Here is a 26,377-nt window from a genome sequence, read left to right on the forward strand (position 1 = left end):
GGCGTCGGCGCGCCCTATTCCACCAGGGCCAGGATCGGGCCGGCGCCCGCCGCCGCCTCGTCGGCGACGGCGTAGGCCGCCTGCACGGCGGCGACGGCCGCCTCGGCCGCGGCCTCGCTGCGGGCATGCACCCGGGCCAGCGGCGCCTCCGGACCGACCGCCGCGCCGATCGCCGCGAGGTCGGTGAGGCCGACCGCGTGGTCGACCGGATCCTGCGGCCGGGTCCGGCCGCCGCCGAGGCCGATCACCGCGAGGCCGATCCGCCGCGTGGCGATGCCGGCGACGACGCCTCTGCGCGGCGGCGGCACCGGCCGGACGATCGGCGCCGCCGGCAGGTGCGCGCCCGGGCGGGCGACGAGATCCTTCGGCCCGCCGAGGGCGGCCACCATCCAGTCGAAGATCTCGGCCGCCCGGCCCGAAGCGAGGGCCGCGTCGAGGCGGTCCGTCGCGCTCTCCCGGTCCGGGGCGAGGCCGCCGAGCAGCAGCATCTCGGCGGCGAGGCCGAGCGTCACCGCGTGGAAGCGCGGCTCGCGCCGCCGCCCCGCCAGGTAATCGGCGGCGTAGGCCACCTCGACCGCGTTGCCCGCCGCCGAGGCGAGGGGCTGGTCCATGGCGGTGAGGAGGGCGCGGGTCGGCAGGCCGGCCCCGTTCGCCACCGTCACGAGGCTCTCGGCGAGGGCGAGGGCCTCCTCGTCCGTCGCCATGAAGGCGCCCGAGCCGGCCTTCACGTCCATCACCAGCCCGCCGAGGCCGGCCGCGAGCTTCTTGGCCAGGATCGAGGCGGTGATCAGGTCGAGGGATTCGACCGTGCCGGTCACGTCGCGGATCGCGTAGAGGCGCCGGTCCGCCGGGGCGAGATCCGCGGTCTGGCCGATGATGGCACAGCCGACCTCCCGGGTGACCCGCCGGAACAGGTCGGTCTCGGGGGTGGTGGCGTAGCCCGGGATGCTGTCGAGCTTGTCGAGGGTGCCGCCGGTATGGCCGAGGCCGCGGCCGGCGATCATCGGCACGTAGCCGCCGCAAGCCGCGACGAGGGGCGCGAGGGCGAGGCTCACCGTGTCGCCGACGCCCCCCGTCGAGTGCTTGTCGACGACCGGGCCGGGCAGGTCCCAGGCGAGCACCGTGCCCGAGCGCATCATCGCCCGCGTCAGCGCCACCCGTTCGGGCAGGGACAGGCCGCGGAAGAACACCGCCATGGCGAAGGCCGCCGCCTGCCCCTCGGTGACGCGCCCCTCCGTGAGGCCGGCGATGAAATCGGCGATCTCCGCGGGTTCGAGCGTGCCCCCGTCGCGCTTGGTGCGGATGATTTCCTGCGGCAGCCGCATCACGTGTCTCCCGAGAGGGTGCGCGTCAGTGCGCCGAGGAGCCCGCTCGCCCCGGGCCGGACCATGCCGGACATCACGGGAAGTCCGGGCCGGCGAGCCACGCGGCGAGGAGCCGGCCGAGATCCGCGGCGGCCGCGGCGGCGACCCGCTTCGTCTCCGCGTGGTCCGGCGCGCCGCCGTCGAACCCGGCGGCGTGGTTGGTGACGATGGAGAGGGCCGCGACGCGCAGCCCGTGGAACCGGGCCAGGATCACCTCCGGCACCGTCGACATGCCGACGAAGTCGGCCCCGAGCCGGCCCGCCATGCGGATCTCGGCCGGCGTCTCGAAGCTCGGGCCGGAGAACCACGCGTAGACGCCCGCCGGCAGGGCGAGCCCGGCCGCCGCCGCGGCCCGTGCCAGGCCGGCGCGCAGGGCGGGATCGTAGGCATCGACCATCGGCACGAAGCGCGCGTCGGAGGGCTCGCCGATCAGCGGGTTCATGCCCGCGAGGTTGAGATGGTCGGTGATCAGCGCGAGCGCGCCGGGTCCCGCCCCGTCGCGCAGGGAGCCGGCCGCGTTGGTGAGGAGGAGCGGCGGCGCGCCGAGGGCGGCGAGGACGCCGAGCGGCACCCGCATGGCGGCGGCCTCGCCCCGCTCGTAAGGATGGACCCGGCCCTGGAACAGCAGGACCGGCCGGCCCGCGAGGGTGCCCGCGACGAGCTGCCCGGCATGGCCCGAAACGCCGGAGAGCGGGAAATGCGGGATCTCCGCGTAGGGCAGCGTCCGGGGCGCCTCGATCAGATCCGCGAGCGGCCCGAGGCCGGTGCCCGCGACGATGGCGAGCGCGAAGGGGCCGCCGAAGCCGCGGGCGCGCAGCAGCGCGGCGGCGGCAGCGATGCGGGGATCCGCCGGGATCACGCGGCGGGCCCGAGATTGTCCGGGCCGAAGGAGGCCGGCAGCAGCTCCTCCAGCGTGAAGCTGCGGCGCAGGCCCTCGGGCCCCGCCACCTGGATGGTGGTGCCGGGCGCGGCGAATTCACGGATGCGCTGGCGGCAGGCGCCGCAGGGCGTGACGAGCGCCTCCCCGTCGCCGAGGACGAGGATCGCGGCGATGCGCCGCCCGCCCGCCGCCACCATGGCGGCGATGGCTCCCGCCTCCGCGCAGGTGCCGACCGGATAGGCCGCGTTCTCGACGTTGCAGCCCGCATGGATGGCGCCGGTCTCGTCGCGCAGGGCCGCGCCGACCCGGAAGCGCGAATAGGGCGCGTGGGCGCGGGCCTGCACGGCCAGGGCCGCGGCGAACAGGGCGTCGGTCGGGCTCATGCGATCGGGATGGTCCTGGACGGCAGATGCACGGGCATGGTCTCCCCTCCCCGGAGCGGGCTCGAGGCCATCGCGTCGCCGGACGACGCCAGGACGCCGCCTCGCCCCGCTGGCGGGGAGAGGGCATGCCGACGGCGCGGTGCGTGAAGCCCTGAATCCACCCGGACGGGGAATCCGGTTTCAGCGATCATCGCCCGCCGCCGGGACGGCGTCGAGCCCCCTCACTCCGCCAGCGGCCGGGTGCTCTCGCGGAACGGGTGGGCCGGGTAGGTGCCGATGATGCGCAACTCCCGCGAGAAGAACGACAATTCGTCGAGGGCGCGGCGCAGGGGCGCCTCCTCGGGATGGCCGTCCACCTCGGCGTAGAACTGCGTCGCGGTGAACTGGCCCTCGACCATGTAGCTCTCGAGCTTGGTCATGTTGACGCCGTTCGTCGCGAAGCCGCCCAGCGCCTTGTAGAGCGCCGCCGGGATGTTGCGGACCCGGAACACGAAGCTCGTCACCGTGGGCCCGCTCTCGGGGGGCGGCGGGGCGGGCTCGCGGGCGAGCACCACGAAGCGGGTGGTGTTGTGGGCCTCGTCCTCGACATCCTCCTCGATGATCTTGAGGCCGTAGATCTCGGCGGCGAGGCGCGGCGAGAGGCTGGCGCGGGTCGGGTCGCCGCTCTGGGCCACCTCGCGGGCGGAGCCCGCCGTGTCGCCGGTCACGATGGCCTTGAGCCCGCGCCGGCGGATCACCTTGCGGCACTGCCCGAGGGCGTGGACGTGGCTGTAGACCGTGCGGATCTTGTCCGGATCGGCCTCCGGCAGCGCCATGAGCTGGAAGCGGATCGGCAGGAACTGCTCGCCGACGATGTGCAGCCCCGAGGCCGGCAGCATGTGATGGATGTCGGCGACGCGGCCCGCGATCGAGTTCTCGATCGGGATCATGCCGAGATCGGCGCTGCCGTCCGAGACCGCGGTCAGCGCGTCCTCGAAGGTGGCGCAGGGCAGCGGCGTCCAGTCCGGATAGGCTTCGGCGATGATGATGTGCGAGTTCGCGCCGGGCTCGCCCTGGTAGGAGATCGTCCTGGTCATCGGGAGGAACTGGTCATCGGGAGGGGAACGGGCCTTCAGTTGAGGCGCCGCGCCGCCATCACGGCGCGGGCACGGTCGAGGTCGTGGGGGGTGTCGACGCCGAGGGGCACGTCGTCGACGAGGATCGCGTCGATGCGCATGCCCGCTTCGAGGGCGCGCAGCTGCTCCAGCTTCTCGCGCGTCTCGAGCGGGCTCGGGCTCAGGGCGACGAAGCGTTCGAGGGCCCGGCGGCGATAGGCGTAGAGGCCGATGTGATGGTAGAGCGGCCCCTCCCCCCAGGGGGCGGTGGCGCGGGTGAAGTAGAGGGCGCGCAGCCGCGTCGGCGAGAGCGGCGAGCCCACGAGCTTCACGACGCTCGATTCGGTGCGCTCCTCCTCGCGGGTGATCGCGGCGCAGAGGGTAGCGATGTCCACCGCCTTGTCGGCGAGCGGCGTGACGGCCGAAGCGACGATGCCGGGATCGATGGTCGGCAGGTCCCCCTGCAGGTTCACCACCACGTCGTGGCGGCCCTCCGGATCGATGATGGCGAGGGCCTCGGCGAGGCGGTCGGAGCCGGAGGGGTGATCGGGCCGGGTCAGCACGGCGAGGCCACCGACCGCCTCCACCGCCTCCATCACCGCCGGCGCGTCGGTGCAGACGACGACGGGCCCGAGGCCCGCCTCGATCGCGCGGCGCCAGACATGCACGATCATCGGCTCGCCGCAGATATCCGCCAGCGGCTTGTTCGGCAGGCGGGTGGCGCCGAGGCGGGCGGGAATCAGGATCAGGGGATCGGACATGGCAGGGGAGTCGGATCGGGGGACGCGGAATCGGGGCCGGTTGCGGGCCGACCCGCTGCATAGAGCATTTCCGGCCCCTCCCGCCACCGCCGCGATCCCCGGTCCGGCGCATGGCTGTCCCCAGGAGCCTGCGGCTTCCGAACCCTCTGCGACCAACCGACGTTGTCTGGAGCCATTGTCAACGGCGCGGGAGAACGGCTAAGCACCGGCCCGTGTTGTTCTCGTGCGCGCGGCCAAACTTGGCCGTCCCGATCACCCCCAACCGCCGACGAGGCCCTGCTCATTCGAGCACCGGAGCTGCCGAGACATGGATTCCTTCGAGCTTAACAAGGTCGCCGGTGCCGTGCTCGGCACGCTGTTGTTCGCGATGGGCACGGGCTTCCTCGCCGAGCTGATCTACAAGCCGAAGCCGGCGGGCGATCGCGGCTTCCCCCTGCCCGTGGCCGAAGCGGCCGCGGCGGGCGGCGGCGCGGAAGCCGCCAAGGAGGAGCCCCTCCCGGTGCGCCTCGCGAGCGCCGACGCCGCCAAGGGCCAGAACGCGGCCAAGAAGTGCTCGGCCTGCCACAGCTTCGAGAAGGGCGGCCCGAACAAGGTCGGCCCGGACCTCTGGGGCGTCGTCGGCCGGCCGAAGGCCAGCCACGAGGGCTTCAACTACTCGGCCGCCATGAAGGCCAAGGGCGGCTCGTGGACCTACGAGGACCTCGACCATTTCATCCACGCGCCGAAGGGCTTCGTGCAGGGCACGATCATGGCCTTCGCGGGCGTGCCCTCGGGCGCGGAGCGGGCCGACATCCTGGCCTACCTGAAGACCCTCTCCGACCAGCCGGTGGAGTTCCCCAAGCCCTGAAGGGCGGCCGGGACGCGCAGGACGATGAAGGCCGGGCTCTCGCCCGGCCTTCTCGATTCGGGGCCCCCGGAGGCGGTCTGCGCGCATCGGGCGGGTGGCGCGGGGGAGGTGCGGGACTTAAAGAACAGGGGCGGCCCCGGAACCGGGGCAAACCCTGGCCCGGCCTCAAGCGCCCGGGCCTCCAAGCCGGAGGATCCCCCCGCGTGATCGCACGCCGCCTCGCCGCGCTCGCTCTCGTCTGCCTCACGACGCTCCCCGCCACCGCCGCGGAGGGGCCCTGGCGCCACGGCCTCTCCCTGCTCGGCACGCCGCATTATCCGGCCGACGTCACGCATTTCGGTTACGTCAACCCCGACGCCCCCAAGGGCGGCCTGCTGCGGCTCGGCATGCAGGGATCCTTCGACAGCCTCAACCTCGTCGTGGCGGGCGTGAAGGGCGACCTCGAGGACGAACTCCCGCTCATCTACGATACGCTGATGACGGAGTCCCTCGACGAGGCCTCCACCAGCTACGGGCTCCTCGCCGAGGGCGTGCGGGTGGCCGACGACCTCGGCAGCGCGACCTACCGCCTGCGCCGGGAGGCGAGGTGGCACGACGGCGTGCCGATCACGCCCGAGGACGTGGTGTTCTCCTTCGACCTGCTGAAGGCCAACAACCCGCAGTACAATTTCTACTACAAGGACGTGGTCCGGGCCGAGAAGACCGGCGAGCGCGAGGTCACCTTCACCTTCGCCAGCACCGGCAACCGGGAGCTGCCGCAGATCGTCAGCCAGTTCCCGGTCCTGCCCAAGCACTGGTGGGAAGGCAGGGACGCGTCCGGCCGGCAACGCAACCCGACCGAGACGACCCTGGAGATCCCGCTCGGCTCCGGGCCCTATCGGCTGGCGAAGATCGAGCCCGGCCGCACCGCGATCTACGAGCGGGTGCAGGACTATTGGGGCCGCGACGTCCCGATCAACAAGGGACGCTACAACTTCGACACCCTGCGGATCGAGTATTTCCGCGATCCGACGGTGCTGCGCCAGGGCCTGAAGGCCGATCAGTTCGACTGGATGCCCGAGAACATCGCCCGCGAATGGGCCACCGCCTACGACAATTTCCCGGCCGTGCGCGAGGGGCGGCTGATCAAGGAGGAGTTTCCTGCCCGCGGCCGTGGCATCATGCAGTGCTTCACCCTCAACCTGCGCCGCCAGAAATTCGCGGATCCACGGGTACGCAAGGCGCTCAACTTCGCCTTCGACTTCGAGGAGATGAACCGCACCCTGTTCTACGGACTCTACAAGCGGATCGATTCCTACTTCTTCGGGACCGAGCTGGCCTCCTCGGGCCTGCCGGAGGGCCGCGAGCGCGCGATCCTGGAGAGCGTGAAGGACAAGATCCCGGCCTCGGTCTTCACCGAGCCCTACCGCAACCCGGTCAACGGCACGCCCGAGGCGCGGCGCACGAACCTGCGCGAGGCGGTGCGCCTGCTCCAGGAGGCGGGCTACGTGCAGCGCGACGGCAAGATGGTGCAGGCGGCGACCGGAACGCCGCTCACCATCGAGTTCCTGGGCTCCGACAATTCCGCCGAGCGGGTGGTGCTGACCTACAAGCCGCAGCTCGAACGGCTCGGCATCGGCGTCTCGCTGCGGGTCGTCGACCCGGCCCAGTACGCCAACCTCGTGCGCAATTTCGACTTCGACGCCCTGGCGCTCAGCAACTGGGCCCAGTCGCTCTCGCCCGGCAACGAGCAGCGCAACTACTGGGGCTCGGAGGCGGCGGACCGGCCCGGTTCGCGCAACCTCGCGGGCATCAAGGATCCGGGGGTCGACGCGCTGATCGACAAGGTGATCTTCGCGAGCGACCGCGAGGAACTCGTCGCGGCGACCCGGGCCCTCGACCGGGTGCTCCTCGCCCATGATTACGTGGTGCCGCAATGGACCTCGGACGTGACGCGGGAGCTGCGCTGGAACCGCTTCGCGCGGCCCGCGACCCTGCCGCGCTACGCCGGCTCGGGCTTCCCCTGGACCTGGTGGTACGACCAGACCCTGGCGGCCAAGACGGGGGTAGCCCGATGAAAGACGGGGGTGGCCCGATGAACGGGGGTGGCCCGATGGGCGCGACGCGTCGCTCGCTGCTGCGCCTCGCGGCCGGCAGCGCCCTCTCGGGGACCCTCCCGGGCGCGGTGCGGGCGCAGACCTCCCCCGCCGCGCCGGGCGCATTCGGGGAGGAGCGCCACGGCCTGTCGAGCTTCGGCGACCTGAAATACCCCGCCGGGTTCCCGCACTTCGACTACGTCGAGCCGATGGCGCCGCGCGGCGGCACCTTCTCGGCGCAGATCGCCAGCACCACGGGCAACCAGAATTTCGAGACCTTCAACACCCTCAACATCTTCGTGCTGAAGGGCAGCGGCGCGGCCGGGATGCCGCTGACCTTCGACAGCCTGATGGTGCGCGCCCTCGACGAGCCCGACGCCCTCTACGGCCTCGTCGCGCGCTCGGTGCGGGCGAGCGCGGACGGCCTCGCCTATCGCTTCGGCCTGCGCCCGCAGGCGCGCTTCCACGACGGCTCGCGCCTCACCGCCCGGGACGTCGCCTTCTCGATCCGCATCCTGAAGGAGAAGGGCCATCCGACCATCTCCCAGGTGCTGCGGGAGGTGGAGGATGCGGCGCCGGACGGGGACGAGGCCGTGGTGGTCCGCTTCGCGCCGGGCCGCGGCCGCGACATGCCCCTCATCGTCGCCGGGCTGCCGATCCTGTCGGAGGCTTACTACCGCACGCGCGATTTCGAGGCCTCGACCCTGGAGGCGCCGCTCGGCTCCGGCCCCTATCAGGTCGCCCGCTTCGAGGTGGGCCGTTTCATCGCCTTCGAGCGGGTGCGCGACTACTGGGCCGCCGACCTGCCGGTGACCGTCGGCCAGAACAACTTCGACGAGATCCGCTACGAGTATTTCCGCGACCGCGACGTCGCCTTCGAGGCGTTCAAGGCCGGGGCCTTCACGTGGCGGGAGGAGTTCACCGCCCGGGTCTGGGCCACGGGCTACGGCTTCCCGGCCGCGCAGGAGGGCCGGGTCAAGCGCGAGACCGTGCCGGACGCCACCCCCTCCGGTACGCAGGGCTGGTGGCTCAACACGCGCCGGCCCGCCTTCAAGGATCCGCGCATCCGCGAGGCGATCGGGCTCGCCTTCGACTTCGAGTGGTCGAACCAGAACCTGATGTACGGCGCCTACCGCCGCACCGCCTCCTATTTCGAGAATTCGGACCTGAAGGCGGAGGGCCCGCCCGGTCCCGAGGAACTCGCCCTGCTCGAACCCTTCCGCGGCCGGGTGCCGGACGAGGTGTTCGGCGAGCCCTTCTCGCCGCCGCGCTCGGACGGCTCGGGCCAGGATCGCGCCCTCCTGCGCCGGGCCGACGCGCTCCTGCGCGAGGCCGGCTGCACCCGCGAGGGCAACCAGCTGCGGCTGCCGGGCGGGCAGCCCCTCGCCTTCGAGTTCCTCGATTCCGACCCGATCTTCCAGCCGGTGGTGCAGCCCTTCATCAAGAATCTGGGGTTGCTCGGCATCCGGGCGACGGCGCGGATCGTCGATTCGGCCCAGTATCAAGCGCGGGTGGACGGCTTCGACTTCGACGTGGTGTCGCGGCGCTTCGGCGGATCGCTGACGCCGGGCGCGGACCTGCGCGAGGTCTATGCGAGCCGCAGCGCCACCCTGCCCGGCTCGCCGAACCTCGCGGGCATCGCCGATCCGGCGGTGGACGCGATGCTCGATCGGGTCGCCAACGCGGCGAGCCGGGCGGAGCTGGTCACGGCCTGCCGGGCCCTCGACCGCTGCCTGCGGGTGGGGCGCTACTGGGTGCCGATGTGGTACTCCGCCTCCCACCGCCTCGCCCATTGGGATGTCTATGGCCGCCCGGCGGAGCTGCCGAAATACGGGCTGGGCGCGCCCGCCCTGTGGTGGCACGACGCCGGCCGGGCGCGGCGGATCGGACGCGGGTGACGCATGGCCAGCTACATCCTCCGCCGCCTGCTCCTGATGATCCCGACCCTGTTCGGGATCATGCTGATCTCCTTCGTGATCGTGCAGTTCGCGCCGGGCGGACCGGTGGAGCGGGTGATCGCGCAGCTCCAGGGCCAGAGCACGATGTCCCGGGTCACCGGCGGCTCGGGCGACCTCGGCGGCGGCGCCGCCGCGCCGCGGGGCGGCGGGGGCGAGGGCAGCTCCCGCTACCGCGGCGCGCAGGGGCTCGATCCCGCCTTCATCAAGCGCCTGGAGGAGCAGTTCGGGTTCGACCGGCCGGCGCCCGAGCGCTTCGCCAAGATGCTGTGGGACTATGCCCGCTTCGATTTCGGCAAGAGCTACTTCCGCGACGTGTCGGTGCTGCAGCTCATCCGCGAGAAGCTGCCGGTCTCGATCACGCTCGGCCTCTGGATGACGCTGATCTCCTACGCGGTCTCGATCCCGCTGGGGATCCGCAAGGCGGTGCGGGACGGCTCGCCCTTCGACGCCTGGACCTCGGGCGTGGTCATCGTGGGCTACGCGATTCCGGGCTTCCTGTTCGCGATCCTGCTGATCGTGCTGTTCGCGGGCGGCTCCTTCCTGCAGATCTTCCCGCTGCGGGGCCTGACCAGCGAGGGCTGGGAGACCTTCCCGCTCTGGCAGAAGGTGACGGACTATGTCTGGCACATCACGCTGCCGATCATCTCGATGGCGCTCGGCGCCTTCGCGACCTCGACGCTGCTCACCAAGAACTCGTTCCTCGACGAGATCCGCAAGCAATACGTGCTGACCGCGCGCATGAAGGGCCTGTCCGAGAGCCAGGTGCTCTACGGGCACGTCTTCCGCAACGCGATGCTGATCGTGGTGGCGGGCTTTCCCGGGGCCTTCATCTCGGCCTTCTTCGCCGGCTCGCTCCTCATCGAGACCATCTTCTCCCTCGACGGGCTCGGCCTGCTCTCCTTCGAATCGATCGTGAACCGCGACTACCCGGTGGTGTTCGCCAATCTCTACATTTTCTCGCTGGTGGGGTTGGTGGTGAACCTGATCTCGGACCTCACCTACAGCTGGATCGACCCGCGGATCGATTTCGAGAGCCGGGCGGCGTGATACGGTTTCCGGAAGATCACTTTCGGAAACCGTATCACGAGCCCGCGCGGCGCCTGAGCGAGGCCGGTTTCCGCATCGCGAAGCGATCATCCGGAAACCGTATGAGAGCCTGTTTGAGGGTTCCCAGCAAACCTTTCGTCCCACCCCAGGCCTCATCCTGAGATGAGGCCTGGCAGTGGATACCGTCACTGGGATCTGACGTGCTTATCATATGATCGGATGTTTGTTCTCTTGATCCGAATAACGCGCCGCCCCCCGGAGCCTACAGCCGGCCCGTCGTGGTCCGGCGGTTGCTGCGCCACTTGAGATAGGCGCGATACAGCTCGTCCTTGTCGGTCGCGGCGCCGGGCTGCTGCTCGTTCAGGAACTGCGCGAGGTCCGGGGGCGCGGCGGCCTGGGGCTCGCGGTGGCTGTCGAGCCAGTCCTGGGCGGGCCGGAAGCGCGTCCAGCCGGAGACCCCCGCCGCCAGGTTGACGTCGCGCCACTTCGGGTGCCGCTGCGGAGCGAGGAATTCGTCGAATCGGCCGAAGAACGCCTCCACGAACCGGGAGATCTTCTTGTAGCGGAAGGACCCCTTCGGATGGTTGTAGACTCCGAGCACCGTGCCGACGGCCAGGGTCTCGACCTGCGTCCCCTCCTTGACGAGCTTCGGATAGTCGTTCCGGTCGAGAGAGGCCGGCGCATAGGCGTCCTGGATCGATTCCGTGAACTTGACGGGAATGAGGTGGAACTGGTCGGCGGGGTCGAAGCCCGCCACCACCGCGACCGGCTTGGCCGCCACCGAGACGACGGCGTCCACCTCGCCCTTGCGCAGCATGGTGAGGGCGGTCGGCTGGTCGACGTTGATGGCCTGGACCGTGATCCCGAGGTTCCGGAACATGGCCCGGCCGCTGTAATCGGTGCCGCTGCCCTTCACGTCGAAGGTCACGCGCTTGCCCGCGAGCTGCTGCGCATCCGTGATGCGCGTCGGCCCGATGATGTGCAGTTCGTCGTCGAACAGCTTGGCGATGTACTGGATGTGGGTCTCGATCCGGGCGAGCCGCTTGTCCTGCCGGAGCTGGTCCAGCGTGTCGGTGCGCAGGAAGGCGAGGTCGACGCCCCGGAGGAAGCGCAGGTCGTAGGCGTTCTGGCCGGCGCCCTTGCCGAGGATGGGAAGGACGCGCAGCTTGGTGTCGTCGTCGAGCACGAAGGCCAGATCCGCACCGACGCGGAAATACGTGCCGCCCGGCGTCCCGGTCATGATGGAGACCGTGGTGCTGTTCATCTGCTCGCTGAGCGCGGCCTCGCTCTCGACCGTCTCGCCGTCATGGCCGGGCCGGATCTCGCGCGCGGTGGGGGCCGAGACGGCGCTGCCGAGGCCGGCACACCAGAGCAACGCGGCCGCGAGGATGGTGACGCGCGTCCTGATCATGATGTCCTCCCTGTGATCTTGCCGGGCAGGACCGCGTCGGGCGGTTCTGCCTGGATCATCGATTCCGCATCGGTGTCGCCGACGGGCCGGAGGCCGCTGCGGCGAACGCCGCTCAGCGCACGGACGTCGCCTGCCGCTGGACGCCCTGATCAGCCCGCGCGCGTTCGGGATCCGCCTTCAGCCCGCGCGCGCCGAGCGATTGCAGGAAGGCCGCGTCGTAGGTCCGCGCCAGCAGCGTCCCGGCCTCGGCATGACCGAGGGCGACGGCACGCTGCAGCAGAAGGCGCGCGCCGCTCACGTTCCCGAGCTGCAACGCCTGCTCCGCCCTCCGGACGAGCAGCGGCGCAAGGCCGTTCTCGTCCGGGCCGCGCGTCATCGTGGGCGCCGCCGTCTTGGGCTCCGCCGTCTTGGGCGCCGCCGTCTTGGGTGCGGCCGTCCTGGACGGATCGGCCGGCGCCGCCTCCGGGCCGGCCCGGGCCGGGAGGACCGCACGCGCGGGCACCGCGGGAGCGGCTGCGCCGCCGGCCACGGGCCGCGGCGGCTCCGTGCTCACCGGCCGCGGCTCGGCCGGGCGGGAAGCCGCCGCGGCCTTCGGATCGAGCCACGTCTTGTCCACGGGCGCGGTCGCGGCCTTGTCGGCATCCTTGCCCGCGTCCCGGGTCTTGGCCGTGTCCTTGATGCCGGTGTCCTTGATGCCGGTGTCCTTGGCGCTCGCGTCCTTGGCTCCGGCATCCCTGGTGACGGTCCGCTGCGGCTCGACCGCCGCCGGCGGGGGCTCGTTGCGCGCCGCGGGCCGCCCCTCGACGGCGTCGGGCGGGGACGCGATTTCCGGGATGATGACGGCCGTTGCGAGCGTCTCGGTCCGGATCGAGCCGCCCGACTCGGAGCGCGGCAGCACGGCGACGATGCTCGTGATGATCGGATCCGGCGAGCGCGAGCCGATGTCGGCGGGCAGCCGCAGCGAGATGCCGTCGAGATTCCAGCTGGTGACGTCGAGCGTACGGGTGTCGCTGGTGACGGTCGCGTCATGGGTCGAGTCCGACACGACGGATCCGGGCGGCAGGCCGACCACGTAGACCGACCGGAAGGTGCGGTCCCGGGTGGAGGCGGCGTTCATCGGGAGGACGATGCGCTCGCCGTTCGGGATCCGGATCGTCGCCGGTGTCGGGCTCTGGTTTGCCAGCGACCCGGATTTCGGGGAGGCGGCCGATCCGCCGGCGGCCTCGGACGGGCCTTGCGCCGCCGATGGATCCGCGAGCACGGTGGCGGATAGGGCCAGCGCCGCGCAGGCCGCACGAATGATACTCAGGCTGCGTGAGGTGTGCAGATCCTCCGGCATGGCGTCGCCTCCCTGTTCTTGTCGTCTCTCGTTCGGCGCCGCGCCCGTCCCAGCGGACGCGGTCCGCCTGCCATTGCGGCAAGCGGCACCCGTTCCATGTGCAGCGGCAATCGAGCGCATGGACCCCGGGCCCGGTCCCGGCCCTTTCCGTGCTGCGGCCGGCCCGGGCCATCGAATTGATCTTCCTCGTACCATTGCAATCGGTGGATTCGGTCGCGAGATCAGCTCCTTACATATTGTCGTGACCTTAGCACGCCGTCCGCTTCCCGCAATTGTTCTGGATTGATTTGTAGACAGAAATCGTGATGGGCAAAAATGACCGTACGGAAAAGCCATTTTAACTGATTATTTGCTATGATTTGAGAGTTCAGATGAGAATTATGTCGGTGACATTTGTTAAGCGGGTTCGCAGAGTGAAAGTCCGCGCCGGTCGCGGCGCATCGTGTGCCGATGCGCCGACCTTGATGGATCCCGCCCGCCGGTCGCCTCGACGCTCGCCCTGCTTGGTCCGGCCGAGGAGGCAGGCGACACATCTGCATTGTTCTGGCCGGTGCAGGTTTCCGATGACATCGCGGGTCGATCTTCTCGGCGTCGTGTTTGCGGGCGGCGTGATAGAGTCGGCAGCCCATCGCCTTGTCCTGCGCCTGCCGAGTACCCGCCGAGACAAGGGGCGAGCCAATACCGGCGGACGGCTCTCAGGATGCGGCCCGCAAGGGGGCGGATCGCCCGTCATCCTGCGGGCGGCAAGCGGCGTGGGGCCGGGAGCGGACTGATTATCCCGCTTTCCGGCGCGATCGACCTCAGTCTCGCCACGTTTGTCCGGCCGCATCGGCACCGCCGCATCGATGACGATACGGCATATGGCAGGAGGCGGGCCATGCGCGTGATGAGTGTATCTCTGGCGATTCTTCCGATCATCGTTGTCCTTCTGGTCAGCAGCGTCCTGCGGGTGCTCACCTTCCCGGTCCGCGCAGTGATGGCCGCGAAGCGCAGCGGGGCGGGGGCCTGAGACGCGCCCCGGTGATTTTGGTTCCCTCGACCGATGTGTGCTGCCGCACCGACTGATCCCGCGGCGGCGTGGCCCGTTCCGCCCATCGCGATCGGCCAGTTCGGGTGAGGTGAGAATGAGCTCTGTCATCACCAGCCTCGTGGCGGCGGCGATCCGGCATCAGGATGGCCAGCTCGATGTACCCTACGGCGTCGGAGACCGTGAGGCGGAGGAATTCGCGCGGGCGGCGATCGGGGCCTACGGCGACGCGCTCGCGGCGGCCGGGCTCGCCATCGTCCCGCTCGCCGCGGCCGAGCGCCTGGGCGGACAGGACGGGCGCACCGCGCGCGAGAGCCGGGACGGCCGGCAGGTCGGCGGCCGCGAGATCCTGAAGGCACGGCTGCGGCCCTATCGGGCGGTCGGCGGGCGCCGGATATAGATCCGGGCCGGCTCCCGCGTGGACGCGGGCGTGGCCGGCCCTAAATGCCAAGGCAAAGACGGCGCGGCCGCGCTCGTCGGGCCCGGGCCCGGCGTGGAAGCCGCCCCGCGGCTCGGCGAATGCCCGATGCCGTTCTGCCGAGCCGGGGATGGGAACGGGGGAGGGACCCGCCCGGGGCTGCGCCGCGGCCCGGCGGACGCCGTACGGTGAGCCCGATGATCGTTGGTCTGCGCTGCGCTGTCGCTCTCGTCACCCTCGTCCTCGTCGCCTTGGCCGGCCTCGGCGGCCTGCGCAGCGCCGCGTTGGCCCAGGCCTCCTCCTGCCCGCCGGGCTACAAGGTGGCGGCGGGCGCCTGCGTCCGCACCTGCCCCGGCGGCTACGAGGATACCGGCCGGGAATGCGTCTTCCGCAACATGGGCCGGTGACGCCCCCGGGCGGCCGTGACGGACGGTCTGCAACGGTCACGCAATCCTGCCGCGACGCGGATCGGGCAGCTCCGGATCGGCTGGCCCTCGCGGCCGGGGCCGACCATCCGGGAGAGCCGATGACGAGGACCGAGCCCCCGACGCCGGGCCCGCGGGGGATCGCCCGCGGCATCCGGATCGACGTGGCGGACGAGGCGATCATCGGGCGGGCCCGCCGCAACGCGGTGCGCACCGCGATCCTGCGCGCCCGGCCGCTCTGAACGCGCCGGCTCGCGGGGCTCAAGGATGCGCCCCCGCGGGAGAGGCCGGTTCGGCGCATGCAAGCGCGGCGCATCGACGATGTCATACGGTTTCCGAATGATCGCTTCGCGATGCGGAAACCGGCCTCGCTCAGGCGCCGCGCGGGCTCGTGATACGGTTTCCGAAAGTGATCTTCCGGAAACCGTATCAGAGCGGCGCGTCGGGATCGGGCTCCTCCCCGTCGATCACCCGCCGCGCGAGCGCGGGGGCGAAGCCCGCCCGGGCCATGGAGGCCAGATCCCGCGCCCGCGCCTCCGCCCGGTTCCCGGCCCGGCGCCAGGGGCCGAGGCGGCGGCGGCGCGCATAGGCCCGGGCCGCCGCCGCCTCGTCCTCCTGGTCGGCGGGCCCGTCGGTCTCGTGGGCGGCGAGCGCCGCCTGCACGGTCTCGCGGTCGACGCCCTTCGCCGCGAGCTTGGCGTGGATCGCCCGGGCCGAGCCGCCGCGGCGGCGCAGGCTGCGCACCTTGGCATCCGCGAAGGCGGTGTCGCTCACGAGCCCGGCCCGGCCGGCCTTGGCGACCACCTCCTCCACCAGGGCGGCGAAGTCGGCCGGATCCTCGCCGCGCAGGCGGCAGCGGGCGGCGACGCGCCGCCGCAGCACCCGCCGCAGCATCTCGGTGGAGGCGCCGTAGCGTTCGAGATAGGCGAGGGCGGAGCGTTCCAGGGAGGCCGCGCTGATCGGGCGCGCCGTGATTCCGCCATCCCGCTCGGCATCCTCGCGGCCCGCCGGGATCGGTGGGGTGCCCTCGGCCGTTGAGGTCCTTGCCCGGGACGAGGCGTGATGCCGACGATCTTTCACAGGCGCGATACCTTTCTGCTGGCCGGCGGATTGCTGCTCCTCGGGCTGGCGGCCCTCGTCTTCGCGCTCACGCGTCCCACCACCCTCCGGGTGGCGGTGGGCCCGCGCGACGGGGTCGAGGCCCGGCTGATGGAGGCCTACGCCGACGCCCTCGCCCGCGGCCAGGAGGATATACGCCTGAAGGTCGTTCCGTTCGACGACGTGCGCGACAGCGCCGCGGCCTTGCAGGCGGGCCGGGCCGATCTGGCGGTGGTGCGCCCCGACGTGCGGCTGCCCGAGAACGGGCTCACCCTCGCGATCCTGCAGGACGAGGCGCTGCTCGTCGCGGCGCCGGGTCCGGCCGGGATCGCCACCTTTCCCGAACTCACGGGCAAGCGCCTCGGCCTCGTCGCCCATCACGGAGCCGACCAGCCCTTCGTGACGAGCCTCCTGACCTATTACGACCTCGCCCAGGCGCCGCCGGAGCGGGCCGGGACGCCCGGAACGGTGGCCCTCGTGCCCCTGCGCGCGGAGGAGGTCACCGCCGCCCTGGCGGGCGGGCGGATCGACGCGGTGGCGGTGATCGCCGCGCCTTCCTCGCGCCGGGCCTCGCACGTGGTCCGGGCCGTCGAGGCCGCCGCCCCCGACCGGAGCGCCAGCCTGGTGGCCGTGCCGGACGGCGAGGCCATCATCCAGCGCCTGCCCGAACTCCAGGCCATCACGATCCCGGCCGGCACCTTCGGCGGGCGGCCCAAGCGCCCCGAGGAGGACGTGCGCACGGTCGGCGCCTCCTACCGGCTGATGGCCCGCGCCTCCCTCGACCGCGACACCGCCGCGCGGGTGACCCAGCACCTGTTCGAGCTGCGCTCGCGGCTCGCCGCCCGCACCACCACCGCCAACCTGATGAAGGCGCCGGATTTCGACAGCTCGGTGGCGGCGACCAGCGCCCGCCTGCCCAACCATCCGGGCGCCGTGGACTATTTCGAGCGCGAGCAGCAGACCTTCCTGCAGCGCTACGAGGACTGGATCTACCTCGTCGCCTTCTTCGGCGGCGGACTCGGCTCGGCGGGCGCTTGGCTCGGCCAGCGGTTCGCCCGCGAGAAGCGCGCGCGCATCGACGCGGTGCTCGACCGGCTGCTCTCCATCCTGTCGGAGGCGCGCGCGGCCTCCGATCCGGCCGCCCTCGACGCGCTCGCCATCGAGATCGACAGCCTCGTGATCGACGTGGTCCACCATGCGCGCTCGCACGCCACCGACATCCGCACCATGAGCGCGCTGATCCTGGCGGTGGATGCCGCCCGGGCCGCGGTGTCGGATTGCCGGCGCGGGCGCGACGCATCCGCGGGCGAGCGCTCGGCGCGGGTGCTGACGCTGCACGCGCCGTCCTGAGGAGCGGCGGCCGGCGCGAGGCGGCGTGTCGCGGGAAGCCCGCGACGCGCCAAGGCATCGGATCCGATCACGACATCCGACGCCGCGCGGTCATACGGTTTCCGGATGATCGCTTCGCGATGCGGAAACCGGCCTCGCTCAGGCGCCGCGCGGGCTCGTGATCCGGTTTCCGAAAGTGATCGTCCGGAAACCGTATCAGACCGGCAGCACCTTGCCCGGGTTCATGATGTTGTCCGGATCGATGGTCCGCTTGAGGCCGCGCATCATCGCCAGCGCGGCCGGGCCGTGCTCGATCTCCATGAAGCGCATCTTCTTCTGGCCGATGCCGTGCTCGCCCGTGCAGGTGCCCTCCATGGCGATGGCCCGCGCGACGAGCCGCTCGATGAAGGCGGTGACGCGGGCGATCTCGTCGGCGTCGTCCATCATCACGAGCAGCGAGGTATGGAAGTTGCCGTCGCCCACGTGGCCGGCGATCGGCCCGAGGATGCCGTTCGCGACGATGTCGCGCTTGGTCTCGTCCACGCACTCGGCGAGCCGCGAGATCGGCACGCAGACATCCGTGGCGATCACCTTGGCGCCCGGCCGCAGGCCGCAGGCCGCCCAGTAGACGTCGTGGCGCGCCTGCCAGAGGCGCGAGCGGTCCTCGGCCTGGGTCGCCCACTCGTAGGGCCCGCCGCCGAACTCCGCGGCGATCTCGCCGAAACGCTCCGCCTGCTCGGCGACGCCGGCTTCCGAACCGTGGAACTCCACGAGGAGCATCGGCGTCTCGGGCAGGGTCAGCTTCGAATAGGCGTTGCAGGCCGCGACCTGAACCTCGTCGAGGAGTTCGATCCGCGCCACCGGCAGGCCGGACTGGATCGTCATGATCACCGCGTCGCAGGCCGCCTTGATGGTCGGGAACGGGCAGATGCCGGCGGAGATCGCCTCCGGGATGCCGGAGAGCCGCAGCGTCAGTTCGGTGATGATGCCGAGCGTGCCCTCCGACCCGACGAGGAGCCGGGTCAGGTCGTAGCCCGCCGAGGACTTGCGCGCCCGCGAGCCGGTGCGGACGATCTCGCCGTTCGGGAGCACGGCGGTGAGCGCCAGCACGTTGTCCTTCATGGTCCCGTAGCGCACCGCGTTGGTGCCCGAGGCCCGCGTCGCCGCCATGCCGCCGAGGGAGGCGTCGGCGCCCGGATCGATGGGGAAGAACAGCCCCTGATCGCGCAGGTGCTCGTTCAGCGCCTTGCGGGTCACGCCGGGCTGCACCACGCAGTCGAGATCCTCCGCGTGGACCGCGAGCACCCGGTTCATCGGGGTGAGATCGATCGACACGCCGCCATAGGGGCAGTTCACGTGCCCTTCGAGGGAGGTGCCGGTGCCGAACGCCACCACCGGCACCCGGTGCTGGGCGCAGAGCCGCACCACGGCCTGCACCTCCTCGGTGCTCTCGGCGAAGACCACCGCGTCCGGCGGCTGGTTCGGCACCCAGGTGAGGGTGCTCCCGTGCTGCTCGCGCACCGCCTGCGACGTGACGAGGCGGTTGCCGAACTGCGCGGCGAGGGCGGCGGTCACGGCGGCCACGGTCTCCGGGCTCGGGCGCTCGCGCAAAGGGGCGGGATTGGGTGCGTTCATGGTGATCAAGCCTCCCGGCGCGGCCGGCTCTCCCGGCTCCTGTCGTCACGCGGTCTACGCATCCTTCATCCGCCTGTCACACCGTTTGCGGCGGAATGTCGCATTCGCGGTTTTGTTGTGAAAACACAACAGTCAAGTCTTGGCCGGACGCTCTTGCGTCATGCGGCCCAGCTTCCTAGGGGGTAGACCTTTCGGATGAGCATGCTACGTCAGGTCCCGTCATCCAGAGACCGCATCGCGCTTGCCGGGAGTCCGCCATGGCACACGAGCGTCCCGCCTCGGTGTTCTTCTTCGCTCCTTTCGTCTCCTCGACGATGGGGGTCGAACCGGCCTGGATCGATTACAACGGCCATCTGAACATGGCTTATTACCATGTCCTCTTCGACCGCGCGGTCGATGAAGCCTTCGGCATCGTCGGATTGGGACCCGACTACGTGGTGGAGCGGCGGGCGACCTTCTTCGCGGCCGAGGTCCATGTACGGTATCGGCGGGAATTGACGGCCGACGACCGGGTGCGGGTGACGCTTCAACTGATCGATTTCGACGAGAAGCGGCTGCATTTCTATTCCGAGATCCGCCACGCGCAGGAGGGCTGGGTCGCGGCCTCGTCCGAGAACATGGCGCTGCACGTCAACGCGGCGACGCGCCGGGTCTCGCCCTTCCCGCAGGACATCGCGGCCAATCTCGCGGTGATGAAGGGGTGTCACGCCCGGCTGCCTCGGCCGGACGATCTGGGCCGCGTCATCGGGATCCCGCGCAGCCGGCCGCACGACGAGCCGGTGGCCCGGATGGCGGGCGCGCGGGCCTGACGCGCCTCGCATTCGATCCGAAGCGCCGGCCCAGCACCCCGCCCGCACCACGGCGGGCCTGTCCAGCCCGCCGCGCATTGACCGCGCCGCCCTCCCCCTCCCGTCATTCCCCCGTCCACCGCGGCTGCGGATCGATCAGCGCAAGTCGCACCGCACGCATTCTCCAGCACGGCGCCCGATCATCCGCGGTCTATAGTTAGTGCAATTCTAAATAGCGACCTCGTACACCGGCCCGACATCGTCGGGATGCGTGGACAAGCAGCCCCGGATCGAGATAGGGCGGGCGTCATGCGGCTCTTCTCGACGGCTGATCGGCGCGCGATGCCCGACGTCTCCCGGCCCGCGGTCCCGCGGATCGGCGGGCACCGCTCCGGCCGGCACGGCTGAACGCGCCCGCATGCCCGGTCTCCGCCTGCCCTCCCCGATCGCGGCGCTGCTCCCGTTCTTCTGCCTCTCCGTGACCTTCGGCACGACGCTCGGCTTCCTGGCCGGCGGCGCGCCGCTGATCCTGCGCGGGCGCGGGGTCGAGCTGACCCAGATCGGCCTCCTGCAGCTCATCAACCTGCCGGTCGGCCTCACCTTCCTGTGGGCGGTCGCCGTCGACCGCGTCCGCATCCCGCCCCTGCCTCATCGGATCGGCTGGATCGCCGTGATGCAGACGGCCGCGATCGGGCTGCTCGCCGTGATGAGCGCCGGGGAGAGCTGGCCGCTTCCCGCGCTGTTCGGCCTCGCCATCGCGACCTGCTTCTGCGTCGCGACCATGGACGTCGCCCTCGAAGCCCTCGTCGTGGAGACGGTCCCGGATCGGAACCGTCCCTACGTCGCCTCGGCCAAATTCTGCGGCGTTTCCCTCGGAGGCATCATCGGGGCGGGGCTGTTGGTCGGGTTCTACGAATCCATCGGCTGGCGCGCCGCCGTGCTCTCCGTGGCCGGCCTCAACCTCCTGTGCCTCCTGCCCATCCTGCGCTACCCGGAGGCGCGGCTGCGCCGCAGGGAGCCGCGCGCGGCGCGCGACACCGGCCGGATCGCCCGCCTGCGCGGGCTCGGCACGCATGTCCTCGTGCTCGGCCTCTACTTCGCGGCCCTGTCCGTGCTGTCGGGCTTCAACAACCTCGTCCTCCTCGACCTCAAGGTGCCGCTGGCCCAGGTCGGCCTCGTCACGGGCGGCCTGTCCTCGGCCATCAACCTCGCCATGGCGGCGGTGGCGGGCAGCCTCGTGCGGCGGTTCGGCACCGTTCCGCTCATCACGACCGGGGCCGCCGGCATGATCGCCGCCGGATGCCTGATGGGAGCGGCGGCGGCGGGCGGGACGCCGCATCTCGCCATCGCCGCGACGATCCTCGCCGTCGTGTCCGGCGGCGCCCTCGGGGTGCCGGTCTTCAGCATGATCTACCGCTGGGCGCAGGGGCCGCGCGCCGCCACCGACTACGCCCTGCTGTTCGGCGCCGCCTTCTTCGCCGCCATGCCGGTGCGCGTGGCCGCCCCGGCGGTGGCGGGCGCGATCGGCTGGCCGGCCTTCTTCGCCCTCGCGGTGCCCTTCTACGCCGCCGCCTTCCTGCTGCTGCGGGGCGCGATCGTGCGCACCCTCGCGGCGGACCGGATCCCCGTCCCCGCATGATCCCCGAGATCGCCGCCCACCTGCCGCCGTCGCTCGCGACCTTCGGCAACCGCATCACCCTCGCGGCCGACCCGCGGGCCGGGCGCCCCGTCGCCAGCCTGCGCGACCGCGCGGTGTTCGACGCGGTGATGGCGGCCTTCGGCGCCGCCTATCCGGAGGCGGACCGCCGCTCCCTGGTCTCGCTGTGGTCGCAGAGCTATCTCGCCGCCCTCATCATCCCTTGCGTGACCGCCCTCCTCTGCCTCGACCGCGTGCTGCCGGTGGCGCTGGAGGTGACGGGCTTCGAACTCGCCCCCGACGCGGCCCTGTCGCGCTTCGTGGTCCCGGCGGAGGCGCCGGCCGGCTGCCGCGCCTGTCCGCGCTTCGCGACGCTGATCACGGATCACTTCGAGACCTTCGTGGACCTCTGCGCCGGCCATGACGGCCTCTCGCCCCGGGTGCTGTGGGGCAATGCCGGGGTGATGTTCGATTTCACCCTGCGCGAACTCGCGGCGGCGGCGGCGCTCCTGCCCGAGCCCAGGGCGGAGGCCGAGGCCTTGCTCGGCCGGCGACCCTGCGCGGGGACGGCGTGCGGGCCACTCGCGCGCACCTTCTGCGCGGGCGGGTCTCTCGCGCCGCAGCGACGCCGCGTCTGCTGCATGCGATACCGCCTGCCGGGCGTCCCTTCCTGCGGCGCGCTCTGCCCCATCCGACACCCCGACACGACGCCATGCTGAAGGCCTTCCTCGCCTATTACCGCCCGCACCGGGCGCTGTTCCTCATCGATTTCGGCTGCGCGGTCCTGTCGGGCCTGCTCGAACTCGGTTTTCCCATGGCCGTGAAGGCCTTCGTGGACGTGCTGCTGCCCCGGCAGGACTGGTCCCTGATCCTGCTCGCCGCGGCGGGGCTCGCCGCGCTCTACGTCGCCAATGCCGGCCTGATGGTGGTGGTGACCTATTGGGGGCACGTGCTCGGCATCAACATCGAGACCGAGATGCGCGCCCGCGCCTTCGACCATCTCCAGAAGCTGTCCTTCCGCTTCTTCGACAACCAGAAGACCGGCCACCTCGTCGCCCGGGTGACCCGGGACCTGGAGGAGATCGGCGAAGTCGCCCATCACGGCCCGGAGGACCTGTTCATCGCGCTGATGACGCTGTTCGGCGCGCTCGGGCTGATGCTCCTCGTCCATCCGCCGCTGGCGCTGATGACGGTCCTGGTGCTGCCGGTCATCGCCTTCGTGACCCTGCGCTACGGCGGCCGCATGACCCGCAACTGGCAGGCGCAATACGGCCGGGTCGGCGCCTTCAACGCCCGGATCGAGGAGAATGTCGGCGGCATCCGGGTGGTGAAGGCCTTCGCCAACGAGCCGCACGAGCGGCGCCTCTTCGCCGCCGACAACGCCCGGTACCGCGCCACCAAGCTCGAAGCCTACCGGATCATGGCCGCGAGCCTGTCGATCAACTATCTCGGCATGCGCCTCGTCCAGATCGTGGTGCTGCTCGGCGGCGCGGCCTTCGTGGTGCGGGGCGACCTGAGCCCGGGGGGCTTCGTCGGGTTCCTGCTCCTCGTCGGCGTGTTCTACCGCCCGCTGGAGAAGATCGCCGCCGTCATCGAGACCTATCCGCGCGGCATCGCCGGCTTCCGGCGCTACCGGGAGCTGCTGGCGACCGAGCCCGACATCGTGGACCGCCCGGGCGCGATCCCGGCCCCCGCCCTGCGCGGCGACATCCGCTTCGAGGGCGTGCGCTTCGGCTACGCGCCGGACCGGCCGGTGCTGCGCGACCTCACCCTCGCCATCGGGGCGGGCGAGACGGTGGCCTTCGTCGGTCCCTCGGGGGCGGGCAAGACCACCCTGTGCTCGCTGATCCCCCGCTTCTACGAGGTCGAGGCCGGGCGGATCACCATCGACGGCCTCGACATCCGCGACCTCACGCTGGCGTCGCTGCGCCGCCAGATCGGCATCGTGCAGCAGGACGTGTTCCTGTTCGCCGGCACGATCCGGGACAACATCGCCTATGGGCGCCTCGACGCCACCGAGGCGGAGATCGCGGAGGCGGCCCGCCGAGCCCGCCTGGAACCCCTGATCGCGAGCCTGCCCGAGGGGCTCGACACGGTGATCGGCGAGCGGGGCGTGAAGCTCTCGGGCGGCCAGAAGCAGCGGCTGGCCATCGCGCGCGTCTTCCTGAAGAACCCGCCGATCCTGATCCTCGACGAGGCGACGAGCGCCCTCGACGTGCAGACCGAGCAGGAGATCCAGCAATCCCTCGCCGAGCTGGCCGAGGGGCGCACCACGCTCGTCATCGCCCACCGCCTCGCCACGATCCGCAGCGCCGACCGGATCGTCGTGGTGACGGAAACCGGCATCGCCGAGGAGGGCCCGCACGATCACCTGATCGCGGCAGGCGGCTATTACGGCCGGCTGCACGCGGCCCAGTTCGCCCCCTCCCCCGCCGCGGCGGAGTAGGTGGTCCGCGCGGGTCCTTGTCAGCTGACAAGGACCGGGCGGTTCATCCCCGAAGCTGCGCCTCGACGGCGGCGGCGATCTCGAGGAGCCGGCGGTCCTGCCCGTGGCGAGCGAGCAGCATCAGCCCCACCGGCAGCGCCGTGCCGGGCAGCGGCAGCGAGATTCCGGTCAGGTCGAACAGGTTGCCGACCATGGTGTTGCGCAGCATCAGCAGGTTGGTGCGGGTGAAGGCGCCGTCGTCCGCCATGTCGGCGATCGGCACGGCGGGGATCGCGGTCGCGGGCAGCGCCAGCACGTCGATCCCGGCGAGGCGGTCGTCGCAGGCGCGGACCAGCTCGGCGCGGGCGCGCATCATCCGGATGTAGGTTCCGGCCGTCACCGGCCGCCCGCGCGCGATGCGGGCATGCACGCGGGGATCGAAGGAGGCCTCCTCCGCGTCGATCCAGTCGGCATGGACCTCCGCCGCCTCGACCGCCGCCACCGGCGCGGACGCCGTCGCCTCGGCCATCCGGGCGAGCAGATCGTCGATGGGGAGGTCGGAGACGCGGACGCTCTCGCGGCCGAGCCGGCCGAGCGCCGCCTCGAAGGCCTGCGCCACCGTCGGATCGGTGTCGGTGAAGAGGAGCCCGCGCGGCACGCCGACGCGCAGGTCGCGCAGGGCCACGCTCCGCAAGGGGGTGAATTCCTCGCCCGCGAGGACCGCGTCGGCCTCGGCGCAGGCCTGGACGCTGCGCGCGAGCGGGCCGATCGAATCGAGGGAGGGCGAGAGCGGGAAGGCCCCCGCGAGCGGCACCCGCCGCGCGGTCGGCTTGAAGCCGACGATGCCGTTGAGCCCCGCCGGGATGCGGATCGAGCCGCCCGTGTCGGTGCCGATGGCGATGTCGCTGGTGCCGAGCGCCGCCGAGACGCCCGCTCCCGAGGACGAGCCGCCGGGGATGCGGCTCGGATCCGCGGCGTTGCCGGGCGTGCCCCAGTGCGGGTTGAGCCCGAGGCCCGAGAAGGCGAACTCGGACATGTTGGTCTTGCCGATGATCACCGCGCCCGCCCGGCGCAGGCGCGCGACGACGGGGGCGTCCTGGGCGGCCGGGGCGGCCTTGCGGCGGAAGGCCGAGCCCGCCGTGGTGGGCTCGCCCGCCACGTCGAACAGGTCCTTGATCGAGACCACGACGCCGTCGAGCGGTCCGAGGGAGACGCCGACCCGGCGGCGGGCATCGGCCGCATCGGCGGCGGCGCGGGCGGCCTCCGGGTAGAGCTTGGTGAAGACGTGGCGGCTGGCGGGTTCCTCGATCGCGGCGAGGCGGCGTTCGAGGTCGTCACGGACGGACATCATGCGGGGTTCTCCACGGATCCCGCCGTGCGGCGACGGGCGGGCGACAAGGGCGCGATCGGGCAGCTCGGGACGGTGATACGGGGTCGGAGGGGGTGGAGCTTCCCGCTCGGGAGTGGGCGACGAGAGTCTCGCGCGATTCCCGCTCCCGCGTGGGCGAGGGATCCCGCGCTTCACCGCGACGAGCTGGTTCGGACGGCGATGTGTTCGCGCGGGCCCCGCTCCGCCTCATACGGTTTCCGGAAGATCACTTTCGGAAACCGTATGACGAGCCCGCGCGGCGCCTGAGCGAGGCCGGTTTCCGCATCGCGAAGCGATCATCCGGAAACCGGATCACGCCACCACGGGCAGCGTGACGATGTCGTAGCCGTGCGCGAGGCGCCGGCCGAGGACCGGATCCTCCAGCTCCATCTCGAATCGCGCGGCCGGGCGGATGCCGCCGATCGCGCCGAGCGTGCCGCCGAACATCACCGTGCCCGGCGCGAGATCCGGCCCGTCGGGATTGCGGGCGATGAGGTCGCGCGGATGGCGCAGGGCCGAGAGCCGGCCCTCCTGGTAGAGCACCCGCTCCCCGTCGATCGTGGCGAAGGAGCGCATCACGAGGTCGTCCCAATGCGCCTCGACCTCGTCCAGGCGCCACAGCTCGGCGCCGACCGGCTTGCCGCAGAGCTGCTTGGAGAGGGCGATGCCCACCGTCTCGGCCTTGCGGTCGGTGTGGTCGGAGCCGATCCCCAGCCAGAGCCCGTCGGCCAGCGCCAGCACCACCGGCTCGGCCTCGCCCGAGGAATCCGGCCCGAGCACGGTGAGGTGCGGGGCCTGGGTCAGGGTCTCGGCGGCGACCCGGTAATAGACCGGCACCGAGGAGGGCGGCGGCACGCCGATGGCGGCCAGTTCCTCGATATGGTGGCGGATCGCCGCCTCGTCGCGCCCGGCCCAACCGGCGATCACCAGGGCATGCGGGCTGAGCGCGATCGTGTCCTGGCGTCCCTGGGCGCTGCGGCGGAAGGTCAGCATGGGAAAGTCCTGTTCCTCGGCATCACGCGCCGGAGCGGTCACCGGCTCGGCGGCAAGAGCTCGGCGGCAAGAGCG

The 26,377-nt window shown here is 71.7% G+C and carries 24 protein-coding genes; 13 read left to right on the forward strand and 11 right to left on the reverse strand.

The window, feature by feature from the left end:
- Positions 1-14 precede the first annotated feature (14 nt).
- The 5 genes from deoA to ACE101_RS16520 form a co-directional block, all read right to left on the reverse strand.
- Positions 15-1,325 carry a thymidine phosphorylase gene (gene deoA / locus ACE101_RS16500; RefSeq protein WP_379131481.1) on the reverse strand — a complete coding sequence of 437 codons (1,311 nt, stop codon included), beginning with the start codon at positions 1,323-1,325 and terminating at the stop codon, positions 15-17.
- Positions 1,326-1,398: 73 nt separating this feature from the next.
- A complete protein-coding gene (locus ACE101_RS16505; RefSeq protein WP_379131483.1) occupies positions 1,399-2,223 on the reverse strand; it encodes a purine-nucleoside phosphorylase in 825 nt (274 codons plus the stop codon).
- Positions 2,220-2,627, reverse strand: a complete 408-nt coding sequence (locus tag ACE101_RS16510; protein ID WP_379131485.1) for a cytidine deaminase — start codon at positions 2,625-2,627, stop codon at positions 2,220-2,222. The genes ACE101_RS16505 and ACE101_RS16510 overlap by 4 nt, the downstream gene beginning before the upstream one ends.
- Before the next feature lie 221 nt (positions 2,628-2,848).
- Complete coding sequence (locus ACE101_RS16515) at positions 2,849-3,703, reverse strand: prephenate dehydratase (RefSeq protein ID WP_379131488.1); 855 nt, start codon at positions 3,701-3,703, stop codon at positions 2,849-2,851.
- Positions 3,704-3,738: 35 nt separating this feature from the next.
- Positions 3,739-4,482 (reverse strand): 3-deoxy-manno-octulosonate cytidylyltransferase, encoded by a 744-nt coding sequence (locus tag ACE101_RS16520; RefSeq protein WP_379131490.1) that lies wholly within the window; start codon positions 4,480-4,482, stop codon positions 3,739-3,741.
- Between the two features lie 307 nt (positions 4,483-4,789).
- Between ACE101_RS16520 and ACE101_RS16525 the strand changes: the two genes are divergently transcribed.
- From ACE101_RS16525 to ACE101_RS16540, 4 genes are all read left to right on the forward strand, one after another.
- The gene (locus ACE101_RS16525; protein ID WP_379131493.1) at positions 4,790-5,329 is read left to right on the forward strand and encodes a c-type cytochrome; all 540 of its coding nucleotides are present in this window, start codon (positions 4,790-4,792) and stop codon (positions 5,327-5,329) included.
- Between the two features lie 203 nt (positions 5,330-5,532).
- Entirely contained in the window at positions 5,533-7,386 is a 1,854-nt protein-coding gene (locus ACE101_RS16530) for an extracellular solute-binding protein (RefSeq protein ID WP_379131495.1), read from the forward strand.
- Positions 7,387-7,421: 35 nt separating this feature from the next.
- Positions 7,422-9,302 (forward strand): extracellular solute-binding protein, encoded by a 1,881-nt coding sequence (locus ACE101_RS16535; RefSeq protein ID WP_379131497.1) that lies wholly within the window; start codon positions 7,422-7,424, stop codon positions 9,300-9,302.
- A 3-nt stretch (positions 9,303-9,305) separates the two neighbouring features.
- On the forward strand, positions 9,306-10,409 hold the full coding sequence (locus ACE101_RS16540; RefSeq protein WP_379131500.1) for a microcin C ABC transporter permease YejB: 1,104 nt from the start codon (positions 9,306-9,308) through the stop codon (positions 10,407-10,409).
- Positions 10,410-10,671: 262 nt separating this feature from the next.
- On the opposite strand, the gene ACE101_RS16545 is transcribed toward ACE101_RS16540, so the two are convergent.
- Complete coding sequence (locus tag ACE101_RS16545) at positions 10,672-11,820, reverse strand: TAXI family TRAP transporter solute-binding subunit (RefSeq protein WP_379131502.1); 1,149 nt, start codon at positions 11,818-11,820, stop codon at positions 10,672-10,674.
- 112 nt (positions 11,821-11,932) lie between these two features.
- Positions 11,933-13,495 (reverse strand): hypothetical protein, encoded by a 1,563-nt coding sequence (locus ACE101_RS16550; RefSeq protein WP_379131505.1) that lies wholly within the window; start codon positions 13,493-13,495, stop codon positions 11,933-11,935.
- A gap of 541 nt (positions 13,496-14,036) precedes the next feature.
- Between ACE101_RS16550 and ACE101_RS16555 the strand changes: the two genes are divergently transcribed.
- From ACE101_RS16555 to ACE101_RS16570, 4 genes are all read left to right on the forward strand, one after another.
- Positions 14,037-14,168: a hypothetical protein gene (locus ACE101_RS16555; RefSeq protein ID WP_379131508.1), complete on the forward strand. Its 132-nt coding sequence runs from the start codon at positions 14,037-14,039 to the stop codon at positions 14,166-14,168.
- Between the two features lie 115 nt (positions 14,169-14,283).
- Positions 14,284-14,586, forward strand: coding sequence for a hypothetical protein (locus tag ACE101_RS16560; protein WP_379131512.1), 303 nt, complete (start codon positions 14,284-14,286; stop codon positions 14,584-14,586).
- 215 nt (positions 14,587-14,801) lie between these two features.
- Positions 14,802-15,011, forward strand: a complete 210-nt coding sequence (locus ACE101_RS16565) for a hypothetical protein (protein WP_379131515.1) — start codon at positions 14,802-14,804, stop codon at positions 15,009-15,011.
- A gap of 119 nt (positions 15,012-15,130) precedes the next feature.
- Positions 15,131-15,271, forward strand: coding sequence for a hypothetical protein (locus ACE101_RS16570; RefSeq protein ID WP_379131517.1), 141 nt, complete (start codon positions 15,131-15,133; stop codon positions 15,269-15,271).
- A 187-nt stretch (positions 15,272-15,458) separates the two neighbouring features.
- On the opposite strand, the gene ACE101_RS16575 is transcribed toward ACE101_RS16570, so the two are convergent.
- A complete protein-coding gene (locus ACE101_RS16575; RefSeq protein ID WP_379138729.1) occupies positions 15,459-15,989 on the reverse strand; it encodes a regulatory protein RecX in 531 nt (176 codons plus the stop codon).
- A 102-nt stretch (positions 15,990-16,091) separates the two neighbouring features.
- Here ACE101_RS16575 and ACE101_RS16580 point away from each other — a divergent pair, with 102 nt between their 5' ends.
- Positions 16,092-17,477: a TAXI family TRAP transporter solute-binding subunit gene (locus ACE101_RS16580; RefSeq protein WP_379131520.1), complete on the forward strand. Its 1,386-nt coding sequence runs from the start codon at positions 16,092-16,094 to the stop codon at positions 17,475-17,477.
- Between the two features lie 195 nt (positions 17,478-17,672).
- Here ACE101_RS16580 and ACE101_RS16585 read toward each other — a convergent pair whose 3' ends face one another.
- Positions 17,673-19,091 carry an FAD-binding oxidoreductase gene (locus ACE101_RS16585; RefSeq protein WP_379131522.1) on the reverse strand — a complete coding sequence of 473 codons (1,419 nt, stop codon included), beginning with the start codon at positions 19,089-19,091 and terminating at the stop codon, positions 17,673-17,675.
- 257 nt (positions 19,092-19,348) lie between these two features.
- On the opposite strand from ACE101_RS16585, the gene ACE101_RS16590 reads away from it, so the two are divergent.
- The 4 genes from ACE101_RS16590 (at position 19,349) to ACE101_RS16605 (ending at position 23,961) form a co-directional block, all read left to right on the forward strand.
- A complete protein-coding gene (locus ACE101_RS16590) occupies positions 19,349-19,900 on the forward strand; it encodes a thioesterase family protein (RefSeq protein ID WP_379131525.1) in 552 nt (183 codons plus the stop codon).
- Positions 19,901-20,297: 397 nt separating this feature from the next.
- Complete coding sequence (locus ACE101_RS16595; protein WP_379131528.1) at positions 20,298-21,518, forward strand: MFS transporter; 1,221 nt, start codon at positions 20,298-20,300, stop codon at positions 21,516-21,518.
- Positions 21,515-22,234, forward strand: coding sequence for a siderophore-iron reductase FhuF (gene fhuF, locus ACE101_RS16600; protein WP_379131531.1), 720 nt, complete (start codon positions 21,515-21,517; stop codon positions 22,232-22,234). Before ACE101_RS16595 ends, fhuF begins: the two co-directional genes overlap by 4 nt.
- A complete protein-coding gene (locus tag ACE101_RS16605) occupies positions 22,228-23,961 on the forward strand; it encodes an ABC transporter ATP-binding protein (protein ID WP_379131534.1) in 1,734 nt (577 codons plus the stop codon). Before fhuF ends, ACE101_RS16605 begins: the two co-directional genes overlap by 7 nt.
- Before the next feature lie 43 nt (positions 23,962-24,004).
- Here the strand turns inward: ACE101_RS16605 and ACE101_RS16610 are convergent, their stop codons facing one another.
- Together ACE101_RS16610 and ACE101_RS16615 are read right to left on the reverse strand one after the other, a co-directional pair.
- Entirely contained in the window at positions 24,005-25,291 is a 1,287-nt protein-coding gene (locus tag ACE101_RS16610) for an amidase (RefSeq protein ID WP_379131536.1), read from the reverse strand.
- Between the two features lie 330 nt (positions 25,292-25,621).
- Positions 25,622-26,302: a DUF2848 domain-containing protein gene (locus ACE101_RS16615; protein WP_379131539.1), complete on the reverse strand. Its 681-nt coding sequence runs from the start codon at positions 26,300-26,302 to the stop codon at positions 25,622-25,624.
- Between the last annotated feature and the right edge of the window lie 75 nt (positions 26,303-26,377).

It is taken from the genome of Methylobacterium carpenticola (assembly GCF_042748905.1).
Lineage (GTDB): Bacteria > Pseudomonadota > Alphaproteobacteria > Rhizobiales > Beijerinckiaceae > Methylobacterium > Methylobacterium carpenticola.